This is a genomic window from Leptospira alexanderi serovar Manhao 3 str. L 60 (genome assembly GCF_000243815.2).
Taxonomy (GTDB): Bacteria; Spirochaetota; Leptospiria; order Leptospirales; family Leptospiraceae; genus Leptospira; species Leptospira alexanderi.
The window spans coordinates 20,001-32,500 of sequence record NZ_AHMT02000001.1 but is presented as its reverse complement, the minus strand read 5'-3'; the positions used below and the strand labels follow the sequence as shown (position 1 = coordinate 32,500).

General features: G+C 37.9%; 11 protein-coding genes, 1 tRNA gene and 1 pseudogene (2 of these 13 cut by a window edge). 6 read left to right on the top strand and 7 right to left on the bottom strand.

Translation table 11 applies throughout. The annotated features are described in order from the left end of the window. The 4 genes and pseudogenes from LEP1GSC062_RS00145 to LEP1GSC062_RS00130 all read right to left on the bottom strand — a co-directional run. Positions 1-375 carry the 5' portion of an NUDIX hydrolase gene (locus LEP1GSC062_RS00145; RefSeq protein WP_010577346.1) on the bottom strand. It extends 60 nt beyond the left edge of the window, so only the first 375 of its 435 coding nucleotides appear in the window; its start codon is at positions 373-375; the stop codon falls past the left edge of the window. Between the two features lie 478 nt (positions 376-853). After that, positions 854-1,519, bottom strand: coding sequence for a rhomboid family intramembrane serine protease (locus tag LEP1GSC062_RS00140; RefSeq protein WP_020983032.1), 666 nt, complete (start codon positions 1,517-1,519; stop codon positions 854-856). Continuing rightward, a pseudogene (locus LEP1GSC062_RS24425) lies at positions 1,497-1,882 on the bottom strand (TetR/AcrR family transcriptional regulator); the annotation flags it as partial. The gene LEP1GSC062_RS00140 and the pseudogene LEP1GSC062_RS24425, both read right to left, overlap by 23 nt. Before the next feature lie 1,645 nt (positions 1,883-3,527). Next, positions 3,528-3,611: transfer RNA gene (locus LEP1GSC062_RS00130), tRNA-Leu, on the bottom strand. 77 nt (positions 3,612-3,688) lie between these two features. Here LEP1GSC062_RS00130 and hisB point away from each other — a divergent pair. The 6 genes from hisB to LEP1GSC062_RS00100 all read left to right on the top strand — a co-directional run bounded on the left by hisB (position 3,689) and on the right by LEP1GSC062_RS00100 (position 9,951). Further along, positions 3,689-4,309, top strand: coding sequence for an imidazoleglycerol-phosphate dehydratase HisB (gene hisB / locus LEP1GSC062_RS00125; protein WP_039940685.1), 621 nt, complete (start codon positions 3,689-3,691; stop codon positions 4,307-4,309). Continuing rightward, the gene (gene hisH, locus LEP1GSC062_RS00120; protein ID WP_020983095.1) at positions 4,306-4,938 is read left to right on the top strand and encodes an imidazole glycerol phosphate synthase subunit HisH; all 633 of its coding nucleotides are present in this window, start codon (positions 4,306-4,308) and stop codon (positions 4,936-4,938) included. The genes hisB and hisH overlap by 4 nt, the downstream gene beginning before the upstream one ends. Continuing rightward, positions 4,935-5,660 (top strand): 1-(5-phosphoribosyl)-5-[(5-phosphoribosylamino)methylideneamino]imidazole-4-carboxamide isomerase, encoded by a 726-nt coding sequence (gene hisA, locus LEP1GSC062_RS00115; RefSeq protein ID WP_010577341.1) that lies wholly within the window; start codon positions 4,935-4,937, stop codon positions 5,658-5,660. The genes hisH and hisA overlap by 4 nt, the downstream gene beginning before the upstream one ends. An 88-nt stretch (positions 5,661-5,748) precedes the next feature. Further along, a complete protein-coding gene (locus LEP1GSC062_RS00110; RefSeq protein WP_020983093.1) occupies positions 5,749-6,969 on the top strand; it encodes a vitamin K epoxide reductase/DsbA family protein in 1,221 nt (406 codons plus the stop codon). A gap of 14 nt (positions 6,970-6,983) precedes the next feature. Further along, on the top strand, positions 6,984-7,511 hold the full coding sequence (locus LEP1GSC062_RS00105) for a hypothetical protein (RefSeq protein ID WP_020982999.1): 528 nt from the start codon (positions 6,984-6,986) through the stop codon (positions 7,509-7,511). A gap of 631 nt (positions 7,512-8,142) precedes the next feature. Continuing rightward, positions 8,143-9,951, top strand: a complete 1,809-nt coding sequence (locus LEP1GSC062_RS00100) for a DUF885 domain-containing protein (RefSeq protein WP_010577340.1) — start codon at positions 8,143-8,145, stop codon at positions 9,949-9,951. A gap of 336 nt (positions 9,952-10,287) precedes the next feature. Here the strand turns inward: LEP1GSC062_RS00100 and thiD are convergent, their stop codons facing one another. The 3 genes from thiD to LEP1GSC062_RS00085 form a co-directional block, all read right to left on the bottom strand. Continuing rightward, positions 10,288-11,100, bottom strand: a complete 813-nt coding sequence (gene thiD, locus LEP1GSC062_RS00095) for a bifunctional hydroxymethylpyrimidine kinase/phosphomethylpyrimidine kinase (protein WP_020983014.1) — start codon at positions 11,098-11,100, stop codon at positions 10,288-10,290. Positions 11,101-11,770: 670 nt separating this feature from the next. Then, positions 11,771-12,178, bottom strand: coding sequence for an MGMT family protein (locus LEP1GSC062_RS00090; RefSeq protein ID WP_020983006.1), 408 nt, complete (start codon positions 12,176-12,178; stop codon positions 11,771-11,773). Between the two features lie 24 nt (positions 12,179-12,202). Next, positions 12,203-12,500: the final stretch of an ATP-binding protein gene (locus tag LEP1GSC062_RS00085; RefSeq protein WP_020983068.1), read on the bottom strand. 1,448 nt of this gene lie beyond the right edge of the window; the window shows 298 of its 1,746 coding nt (coding positions 1,449-1,746); its start codon lies off the right edge, out of view; it ends in the stop codon at positions 12,203-12,205.

Sequence of the window (12,500 nt, the reverse complement as noted above, 5' to 3'; positions counted from 1 at the left end):
GGTAAATAGAGGATTAGGTTCGAACGTTCGAACGTTTTTCCAGGCAATGTAATCGTGCTCGTCGGAAAGGATAATTTCTCCTCCAAGAAAATTGGCGTGGTAGGCGATGATAATACAGGGGAAATTTCCCTCGTTGACTTTATGTTTGTGAACGAACAAAGGTTTCGGAAAAACTTTGATTCTGACTTGCGGACCTAATTCTTCTTCGATTTCGCGCTTCATGCTAAGGTTCCAATCTTCGAAAAATTCATCCTCGTTCATTCTTCCTCCGGGAAGGTCTCCTAGGCCGGATTTACGATCTCTGAGAATCAGAAGTTCGTCTCCTTTTCTTAAGAAAAGTTTTTGAGTGATTTGAAAGAAGCCGTGTTTGCTCAAGGATGGTTGGTTCTCCGAGTTTCCTACAGAGACTGATACTTTTTCCTTGCTGACAATCATTTTTATCCCGGTTTACAAGGCTTTCGGTTGGTAAGATTGCAAACGAACATGTAAGATGAAATCGTTTACTTGAGTATGCTTTCGATTTGTTGTTCTGATATGGATTTGATCTAAGAATCTATCCCAAAACCTGAAGAGAAATCAGTTTGTACCATCGTGTAAGTTTGAAAACTTACCACTCAAACGCATGAAAATGGCACCAAAAATTAGCGGACAATTTTGCAAGGAGGCAGAGGTCCTCAAGAGTTACGTCTAATCCGGAATTGTTGGCTTTTTTTGAAAAGTGCCCATATTCTAACTTTTGAAATAAGCTCATCCTAGTATTATTTCCATGCGTTCGAGTGGTAAAAAAAACAAGAACGGATTTGACGACAAAACGATTCGACAAGTTTTGAGATTCGTTCTAAGCTGAAAAAAATCAACGGCTTGAATAAAAGAACGCCAGAATCAAAGCCAAAATGATAAAAATTAAATTGAGGATAAAACCGGAATGAAGCTGTTTTCTTTCCGTGGGTTTTAAAAAATAGGCCGCAAAAATGACGGAGATAAAACCGCCTAAATGTGCCCAACGTGCAACCCCGTCTTCGGTAAAAACGTTCGTGATGTCGGAGTAAACCATAATCCATGCTACTAGAAAAACCGGAAATGGGATGTTCTTATGGTTGAAACGAAGAGAAAATGGAGAAAGTAATGCGGCGACCGCGGCGATGCCCGAGATAGCGCCCGAAGCACCGACGACCGGAGTCGAATCGCGCAAGATGACTCCGCGAATAAAAGAATCCAATAAGGAAGAAATTAAAGCGGCCATAAAAAAGAACAAAAGCCATCTTCCTTTTCCCGCTTTGTATTCTACGGCTCTTCCCAGGAAAAAAAGATAAAACATATTCCCAAATAAGTGTATTAAACTTCCATGATAGAATACGGCTCCGATCCAAGACACGGGTTGGATTTGTCCGGGATGATTTAGGAAATATTGTCGAATCAGATGTTCCGGAAGAAAAATGTTCACGATAAAAAAAATCGCGACCATTAAAAAAACGAAAAAGGTAGTTAAGGGAAATTCAAAAAGAAGAATCCGAATCAAGGTGGTTTTGTCCTCCGGGGAAGTATCGTGTCAGATAAGATTTTAAAATGATCTTCAATTCGATGATTATTTTGTCCGAAAATTCCTTATCCTTTTGCTCTCGGATCCAGAGGTTTAAAATTGCGTCAGTAACTTCCACGATAATTTTTGAGATAATTTTATTTTCGGCAAGATCCACGTTAAATTGAGAAAGAATCATAGAAACGTTCTCGGAGATTTTTAAATTATTCTCCCGATCGATTTCGACCAACTGGGATCTTGTTTCATCGAAGACCAAAGAGGGGCAAAGCCGGGTTCTGTAAGGTAAAAGTTTGCAAAAGAATCGATTACTAAATCGATCAAATCTTCCCAAGATTTTCCGCTCCTATTGTGGATTTCATTGGATAAATTCAAGAAAAGTATTCCATCAAAAACGAATTGCTCTCAAGTTCCGCTTTTTTCCTCGAACTTGCATTCACATTAAAATTTGAAAAGAATCTGCTAAATTCCAGATTTAATAAAAGATTTCCGGTTTATGGAATAATCGATTTTCATTCTGACAAAATTAGTTTTGTATGCTGATGAAGTTTATTTGCTTTTATAAAAATTTCAAAATTCAATCCGATTTTTTATCCTTTTTAGCTCCGTCTTTTCGATTTAGAAAATCACCTAGGCAGGAAAGAAAAATAAATTTGAACTCGAATCAAGCGAAAAAATAAATCATGTTGATGGATTTACTACTCGGACGCATGAAAATGATACTCGAAAATAAGCGATCGGTTTTGCAAAAGTACAACGGTTCTCAAAAATTAAGTCAAATCGGGAAATCTCGACTTTTTAGAGGAAGATTCCAACATTCTAATTTTCGAAATAGTTTATCATAGTATTTTATTCATGCGTCCGAGTAGTAATCTGTAAAATTCCGAATCGATTGGGAGAGGTTCTTAGTCCTGAAGAAAAGGATCGGTTTTAATCTTTTTAAACGAAGAATTATGGTTTCAAAAAATTCAACTTTAAAAGCGAACTTGCAACAATTTAAAACCATATTGAAATCTGAAATTTCACAAATTTATCTGAGATTGAAGCTGCGAAGGTAAACTTCTCAGGAAAATTAGAAAAGTTTCAATAAGAAGTAAAGATTATAGGTTTCTATGGGAAATGAAAACGAATTTTAGTGAAGTTCGTTTCTAAAATTTTTGGAGTTCAAGCCGGGGCAGAAACAGAGGCTGCCAAGATCAGAAAAGAATTGGGTGATGTTCGCACGGAATTGAAAACAGAGATTGTGGATCCTTCGATTTGAGTTGAAAACTGAAATTGCAGGTCTTCGAACGAACTACGAATAGAAGCTTTAAGTAACGTGAGTTCGGTATAACAAATGCGAAAGCAATTGTAGTGGAAATTCCGAAGGAATTGGAGCGAAAAGCGTGTTTGCGAGCCATTTAAGCTATGAAATCCGCAAGCGATTCGCCCAGATTTTTCTTACGCCGAACTCACGTTAAGTATTAAAAAAAGAGATCGCAGGAGTTCGTGCCGAATTTAAAACCGAGCTTTTTAGAAATGCAAAAATTGATTGTAGAGCTATTCACAGAACAATAACACTTCAGACTCTTGGCAAAATGTTAGGAGTTGCTACTTTTGGCGGTATTCGGAAAGATAATCATTATTATTGCCGAAGAAGGGACTCGCCCCTTCACAGTCTCGCATCGTGCTCGACTGAGTTCCGGGGCGTCTTTCCTCGCGCACTCGTCCATCCATGGACTCGTGTCACGTTTTTTCGCTTCTTACGGAAGCTCAAAACGCTCTCGCTCGAAAGCTTCGAGTCCAGGTTTGATTTGTAATCATTATTATTGCCGAAGAAGGGACTCGCCCCTTCACAGTCTCGCATCGTGCTCGACTGAGTTCCGGGGCGTCTTTCCTCGCGCACTCGTCCATCCATGGACTCGTGTCACGTTTTTTCGCTTCTTATGGAAGCTCAAAACGCTCTCGCTCGAAAGCTTCGAGTCCAGGTTTGATTTGTAATCATTATTATTGCCGAAGAAGGGACTCGAACCCCCACGACCTTGCGATCGCTGGCACCTGAAGCCAGTGCGTCTACCAATTCCGCCACTTCGGCGAGGGGAATGCAGTGCGAAACCGCTCTTACAATTTCGGTAGGTTTGGGTTTTCCGTCATCCATTATTTTGGAATTCATTGACACGGAGGTTGATCCGATTCTATGATCCAGTTAGAATGAAAGCAGAAAGAAAAACCTCCGAAACCGAGATCAAATTGGAAATGAATCTCCACGGAACTGGTCAGTATCGATTCGATACGGAGATTCCTTTTTTTGAACACATGCTTTCTCATATCTCTAAACACGGATTGATTGATCTGAATCTCTGGTTGAGAGGGGATATCGAAATCGATTGTCATCATTCCGTAGAAGATACTGCGATCTTAATGGGAACTACGATTCATAAACAATTGGGCGACAAAGCTGGAATCTTTCGATACGGACATTTTACTCTTACTATGGATGAAGTTCTTACAACCGTAGCTGTGGATCTGGGCGGCAGATATTTTTTTAAATATACCGGTCCCGAACTAACGGGTAAATTCGGAATTTATGATGCGGAACTTTCTTTGGAATTTTTACAAAAACTTGCATTGAATGCAAAGATGAATCTGCACATATTCGTTCATTACGGAGATAACAGACATCATATTCACGAATCTATTTTTAAAGCTCTAGGTAAAGCCCTTAGAATGGCGATCGCACAAGACTCCGCGACTGCGGGTGCGATTCCTTCCACAAAAGGAGTTTTGGAATGATCGCTATTCTAGATTACGGAATGGGAAACATTCATTCCTGTATCAAAGCCGTATCTCTTTATACGAAAGATTTCGTTTATACAAAAAATAGGGCAACGATCGAAAATTCAAAAGCTCTAATATTGCCCGGTGATGGGCATTTTGATAAAGCTATGGAAAATTTGAGTTCGACTGGACTTCGAGAAACGATCGATAAACACGTAAATTCCGGAAAACCTCTTTTCGGGATTTGTATAGGTTTTCAAATTCTTTTCGAGTCTTCGGAAGAAATCGCTCAAGATACTAAAAAAGAGCAGATCGAGGGTTTGGGATATATCAAAGGGAAGGTCAAAAAATTTCAGGGAAAAGATTTTAAGGTTCCTCATATCGGTTGGAATCGGCTTCAAATTCGTAGAAAAGATAAAAGTATTCTTTTGAAGGGAATCAGTGATCAGTCTTTTTTTTATTTCATCCATTCTTACAGACCGACGAGCGCAGAAGGAAATGCGATTACCGGACTTTGCGATTACTACCAAGAAAAATTTCCGGCCGTTGTGGAGAAAGATAATATTTTTGGAACTCAGTTCCATCCCGAAAAATCGCATACTCATGGACTTAAACTTTTGGAGAATTTCATTCATTTCGTATGATTATCATTCCGGCCATCGATTTATTCGATAATTGCGCAGTTCGTTTATTCAAGGGAAATTATAAGGAAAAGAAAATTTATTCTTCCGAACCTTGGAAACTTGCGGAAGGTTTTGCTAAAAATGGAGCGACCTTACTTCATCTTGTGGATCTGAACGGCGCTAGAAATCAACTCGGTATCAACGAAAATTCCATCTTGAAAATCCGTAAGACGACTTCACTCAAAGTGCAATTAGGCGGCGGAATTAGAGACAAAGAAAAATTGGCTTATTACGATAAGATTGGAATTGATCGTTTTATTCTCGGAACAGCCGCCGTGACAGATCCGGATCTTTTAAAACTCGCACTTGATAACTATGGAAAGGAAAGAGTTGTCGTCGCGGTAGATGCAATAGACGGAATCGTAAAAATTGCAGGGTGGGAAAAAGATTCGGGAGTTCGTTATCGAGATCTGATGGATCGTCTCGCAAAGGCGGGAATCGAACATGTTGTTTTTACGGATATTGCTCAAGATGGAACTCTTGCCGGACCGAACTTGAAGGCCTATCAAGAAATTTTAAATTCTTATCCGTTTCAAGTCATCGCTTCCGGCGGGATTTCCTCTCTTAAAGATCTTATGGATCTTTCTTCTCTCAAAACTAAAATTCCACTCTACGGCGTGATTACGGGAAAAGCTTTGTACGAAGGAAAGCTGGATCTTGCAGAGGCGATTTCTTCCATTTAAGGAAACTGAAGAGTAAATTAGATTTTTCTTTTCACCTGGAAAGGAACTATACATAAAGGTAATTGATCTTACAGGATCGGGGATATTCATGAGCCAATTATCTAAAAATAAAATATCGATCATTCTTTCCGCACTAGGGCTGATTCTTTCTTTTTTGCTTATCCAAAAATACTACGGTGATCCTAGTTCGGTCGGAGAAACTCTCTGCAATGCACTCAGCGAATCCGGTTCTTGTGATAAGGTTTCCGAAAGCGCTTACTCTGCGGTTCGAAATGTTCCCGGCCTTGGAGATCTTCCGATTGCGTTATTTGGTTTTGTTTTTTACGGTTTTGTAGGTTTTCTTTTCGTGTTGTCCGAAATTAAAAAAGAAACCTCGGAAAAGAATCTAAGATTTGCGTTTTATGTTTTGATTCTTGGATTTATAGCCGACTTAGGGCTGTTTTTTCTTTCCGTAGGAGTAATAAAAGCGTTATGCGGCCTTTGTGTTGCGACCTATGTCATAACGATTGCACTTCTTGTGGTAAATTTTCCCGTTTTTAAATCCCTTGTCGATAAATCGATCCGGGCGGTTCTAAATTCGTTCAGCGGAAGTTTCGCAAACCTTATTATTGTGATCCTTTCCCTTTTCGTTCTCGGTCTTTACGGAGGAAGAATTTCCACGAACGGAACCAGACTGGTTTCCGGTAGTGCGAGTGGTGAAAAATCCATTTCGGAACAGTTGAAAGAATTTGAAACGGCTCGGACGGTTCAAATTGATTTGAAAGATGTCCCCGTTCTTGGTGATCTGAACGCACCGATTACGATCGTGAAATATGCGGACTTTAATTGCGGTCATTGTATGCACACGAGTAAGATTCTGAAATCTTTTCTAAATGAATACGAAGGAATCATCAAAGTGGCTTATAAGAATTTTCCACTGGACGGAAATTGTAATCGCCTCGTCGGAAGAAAATCTCCAGAGGCGAGTTCCTGTATCGCGGCTAGCGCGGCGCTTTGCGCAAATCAGCAGAATAAATTTTATCCGGTTTATACAGGTCTTTATGATGACAATGAAGCGGGCGTAATGCACACTGCGGCGACTGTAACTCGTCTCGCTGAAAAGAGCGGTTTGAAGATGGATCAATTTCGTGCTTGTATGAGTTCTACCAAAATCAGAGATCATATCAATCGTGAAGTAGACGAAGCTGAAAAACTGAAAATTAATTCTACTCCGACTTTGTTCATCAATAACAAACCTTTTCCAAAAAGCGGAACTCCGGATGTCGACTTTTTACGTCGACTGATCCATCAACTCATCAATCAGAGTTGATCTTTTATCGCCAAATGGAGAACGAGAAGAGGCGATTTTGTAGGAATTGTGGTACGCATATCTTAGTAGAGTCGATCCAGTGCGTATTCTGCGGATCGTTTCAGTCTAGGAGTTCGATTCCTTTTTTTCGCTTTGCGGCTGAAAGTAAATTTTTCAGAATCAAAATTCTTTATCCTACTTTGCCGGTTTTGGGATTAATTCTTTTTGTAGTTCATATTTTTCTTAAGTTCGAAATGATTCCGTTATACGTTTCGATTTTATTTTTTTTGTGGGCTCTGATATTTTCGATCTCAGGTTGGATCGGGGAATTGATCTTGGACTTAAAATTTCGAGGAGATGTAAAAGATTTTAAGGAAGGGTTTATCGAATGGCAAAAACATCTCTACGATCGTTCTCCCGCGCTTTCCTACCTAGGAATGATCTTATTCGTTGCGACGCCGTTGATACAATGGCAGAATTCTCTTTGGTTTTCTTTGTCTTCCGCCGGAATTTGGACGTTATTGATTTCTTTTATTTTTTTAGTTATTGTTCCGTTAGTTTAAAAAATTATAAGAACTCCAGAACGCGCTGTAAATTACCTTGAAGTATTTCGAAAGAGTGTTCGGTCCTTGAGCTATTGATTGACGAGATTCGACGTAAAGGAATCATATTGAATGGGATTCTAATTTTTCGTAAAAAAACAAGGTTGTATGTGAGAACTATTGTATTTTTACGAATGATTAAAGCGGTTATAGTTTTTGGATAAAACTCAAAATTAAGAATAAGTTTTTTATATCAATCTTTAAAGCTATATAATAGAGTTGTTGAACAATTAATTCTCTATCCGTTTCTGCCCTATTGAAATGGACGTTTGAAGCGGTTTTGTTAATCTGAATCATGGAATTTTTCAACAACTTTAATGATCATTCGGTTAGGATTTACGAATTGGTTGTGTTTGCGGTATTGAACGATATTGCTCCTAAACTCGATTTTCGTTCAAATTCTCTCTAAATTATAAAAATTGCATGTTAAGATTAGAAATTTACTCGGATAGGAATTTTTACAAATCGAATTTCGAAGATTGAATCTTTTTTGCTAATTTCTTAAGTGTCAAAGCGTAAAAATTTATGATTTCGATTTGTTTTACAAAAATAAAATTTTCATTTTCCCGAACTTTTCTTATTCTGTTTTACTATGTCGAAATTTTCTCTTTTTAAAAGGATTCTTTTCGGAATTTTCATCTTAGTTTTAACCCTGTTCTTACATACAATTTTTTTCAAACCACTGACGCTCGGTTTGTTTTATGAAAAGATCTTTTGGGAATTTGTTTTGAATGACCCGGAATATCTGACTTCTCTTGGAATTTTGAACAATTTCGGAATCGGCGGTTATCAAAAGGAACTTACCAATATATCCGTTGAAAGACAAAAACAAGATATGGAAAAGGCAAAGAAAAATCTGGAAATACTTCTATCGTATGGAAAAGGAGATTTATCGGGGCAGGAATTACTTTCTTTCGAAATTCTAGAATGGTCTCTTCGTTTAAAAATTTCTGGTGAAAAGTTTTTATTTTACGATTATCCTGCAAATCAGTTATTCGGGGTTCAAAGTCAACTTCCGACTTTTTTAGTAACTCAGCATCCGATCAAGTCTTCTCAAGATGTGGAAAATTACATCGCAAGACTCGAAGCTGTTCCTAAAAAAATTGATCAACTCATTGAGGGAATTTTATACAGGGATAGTAAGGGAATTCTTCCCCCCGATTTCATTTTGGATCGATTGATCTCGGAAGTAGAAGGTTTTATCAAAGTTCCGGCAAAGGAGAATATTCTCTATACCTCATTCGGGGAAAAAATCGAGAAAATAAATTCTATTTCTTCAGATTTAAAGGGTCGATCTTTGACGCATGTTCAGCAATCGATCGAATCGGGAGTTTATCCATCCTATTCAAAATTGCTAAATTTATTTTTAAAACAAAGAAAACGTGCGGATTCAAAAGCGGGTGTTTGGAAACTTCCGGACGGAGACGCTTATTATTCTCATGAATTAAAAAAACATACCACAACCGAATTGGATCCGGAACAAATCCATAATATCGGCTTATCTGAGGTTTCTCGAATTCAAAACGAAATGAAAACGATTTTGAAAAGTCTCGGAAAAAATCAATCCATCCCGAATGCAATGTCCGAACTCAGGAAGGATTCTCGGTTTTTATTTCCTGATAATGAGAAAGGTAAGTTGCAAGCTTTAGAAGAGTATAAGAAAATTTTAAAGGATTCGGAAGAGAAAACGAAATCTTTATTTTTCAAAATGCCGGAAAGTAAAGTGGAAGTGGATAGAATTCCTGTCTTTAAGGAAAAAACCGCGCCGGGAGCGTATTACGACGAACCTGCGTTAGATGGTTCAAGACCCGGAATTTTTTATGCAAATCTTAGAGATACAAAAGAGATTCCAAAGTTCGGAATGAAAACTTTGACTTATCACGAAACCATTCCGGGGCATCACCTTCAGATCGCAATCATGCAGGAACTCAAAGGACTCCCGCGTTTTAGAAATACGACTACGTTTACAGCTTATGTGGAAGGCTGGGCTTTGTATGCGGAACGTCTCGCAAAGGATTACGATTTTTTTCAGGACCCTTATTCGGATTTAGGGAGACTTCAAGCGGAATTGTTCAGAGCCGTTCGACTTGTAGTCGATACCGGTTTACACTATAAACGATGGACTAGAGAACAAGCGATTTCTTATATGACGCAGAATACTGGGATGGCTCCGAAAGATGTAACTGCAGAAATAGAAAGATACATCGTGTATCCGGGTCAGGCTTGTTCGTATAAAATCGGGATGTTAAAAATTCTCGAACTCAGAGAAAAAGTAAAAATTCATAAAAAGAAAACCTTCGATATTCGAGAATTTCACTCGGTCGTTTTAAACAGTGGGTCTTTGCCTTTGATCATTTTGGAAAGACTTGTAGAGGACGAATTGTTAAACGAAAAGAAATGAATTTTTACTTTTGTTAAAACCATTTAAAAAACGATTTTATAACGTATAAATTTAAAACTTTCACGAAAAAGTTTTTAGTTTTATGGTTTGAAATAATTCAGATATTAGAGTTGTTGAAAAATTCCATGATTCAGATTAACAAAACTGCTTCAAACGTCCATTTCAATAGGGCAGAAACGGATAAAGAATTAATTTTTCAATAACTCTATTGAAAATAAACAATCATTTCGTTGAACGCTTACTATGTAAATTTCAAGGTTTTTCAACAACTCTAATGAGTTTAACCTTAAGAAGCTCGGGAAATTTTGGGACAAAGCAAGTTTTTGAGATCAAGTTCTAGTGAAATACCGGAGTGTGATTTAACATTTTGTCTTTTCCTACGATGTAAGATTGTTCGATTGCTGCGTGTAAGTATTCTTTCGCAAATCGAACGGCTTCGACCAACTTTTCGCCTCTCGCTAAATAAGAAGTAATCGCTGAAGAATATGTACATCCTGTTCCGTGTGGATAAAATCCGTTCACGAACGGTTTTTCAAATTTGGAGATATTTTTTCCGTCGAACAGAATATCGAGCGCGACTTCCTCGTTTTGTAAATGACCACCCTTTAAAAGAACAGGAACTTTAAATTTTTCGAATATTATTTTTGCAGAATTCGGCATTTCTTGGCTTCTGCTGATTTTTTTTCCAATGAGAATTTCCGCTTCGTCCAAATTAGGTGTGATTAGATCTGCAAGAGGAATCAGCTTCGTTAACAAAGCGTCAATCGCCGATTCTTGTAAAAGTTTAGCGCCGCTTGTAGAGACCATCACGGGATCAATCACGAGTGAAAAGTTTTTTTCGGTATTCTTTCTCTTTGAAAGTAGATAACTCGTTTTTTCTATGATGGCCGTCGAAAACAACATTCCGGTCTTGATCGATTTTACGGGAAAATAGTCTAACACGGCTAAGATTTGTTTTTCTAAAAAATCCGCATTCACTTCTAAAATTCCCGTAACACCTAAAGGGTTTTGTGAAGTAAGGCAAGTGATTGCGGAGGTTCCAAACGCATCTAATGCGGTGAATGTTTTTAAGTCTGCTTGAATTCCGGCTCCTCCTCCTGAGTCGGAACCTGCGATCGTCAGAGTGACTGGTTTAATTTTTTGAGCCATTGATCAATTTCCATATCGTAAGATTTTTGATAAATACATTCTATTTAAAAATAACTGTTAGTTCCAAATTTAAAGCCTATCTATAAAGTTCCAAAAGGAATCAACGAATTTCGTCACTGATCTTTCTAAAATTTTGAAAAAGTAGTAGTTTTCACAAATTACGTCTCGTTTAATTAGTTTACAGATTTTGAATGCTTTTTTCATAGATTGTTCCTGAATGAGTTTCCACATCTTAAAAATTTTAAGACAGGATTTTAACTTTTTATTTACAGAAAGTTTTTGAAGTTATTGCTCAACTTTATATAATAGAAGTTTTAAGATTTTAACTTAAAATGCGGATTTGCACTAAAATTGGTGGTACTCCTTTATATAAAGATCAGTAGAGACATATCAAAAAAGTATCTATTTTGCTTTCGGGCTATTTAAAAAAACTCTATAAAATGAATCTTTCATTAAATGCCGATCGTTGAACAGCGATTTTATGCAGAAATTGATTCTTACTTGGAATTACAGAATAGAGTATCAAAATTTTGCCACTAAACGGGGATTCGTCTTAAAATTCATAATACCATTCTGTAAAGATCAATATCTTTACAGAATTTCTGTTTCAAATGCTCATTCTGGTTTTAAAATGTAACTTCTGTTTTCAATACGACAAAACAATCTATCGTCATCTTTTTGATAGGGCTCGGTTTCCGGATAAGTTTTTTCTTTTTTTATGAGCGGGTTTGTCCGGAATCGTATCCGGCCAACCGAACACTTTCAAGTCGATCGTCTCTGCGGAATCGAATTTGATTCCTTCGTCTTCGAGCATTTTCTTTTGTAGGATGGAGCGACCTGTATCTCCTCGGAAGGAAATTTTTCCCTGACTATTGATTACCCTTTGCCAGGGGACTTTTTGTTCCTGACCTTTGGAAAGCGCGTTTAACGCATAACCAACCGCACGAGCGGCCCTGGGTTTTCCCAAAAGCGCCGCTATTCTGCCGTAGGAAGTCACTTTGCCTTTAGGGACTTTTTTAACCAAAGTGTAAACTTCCTTAAAGAATGAGATTTCGGAATTGTCTTTGTAAGAATTCACATTATGCGCTCTTGTCTGTATATTTCATTTTCGGAATGAATTTGATTGTATGTTTTCCGAGGGGACGGCTTCTTGATTGACGGGTAACTCTATTCGAAAGATCGTCTTTCCGGGATTCGAAGTCAAAATAATTTTACCCTTATGTTTTTCCACAATTCCTTTTGCGATCCCTAGACCAAGTCCGGTTCCTTCTCCTTGATCTTTGGTCGTAAAAAATGGGTCCCAAATTCTGTCCTGGATTTTGAGTGGGATTCCGGGGCCGTCGTCTTCAATTTCGACAATGACAAAATTGTTTTGTGGGAAGACCGAAATTTCTATCTTC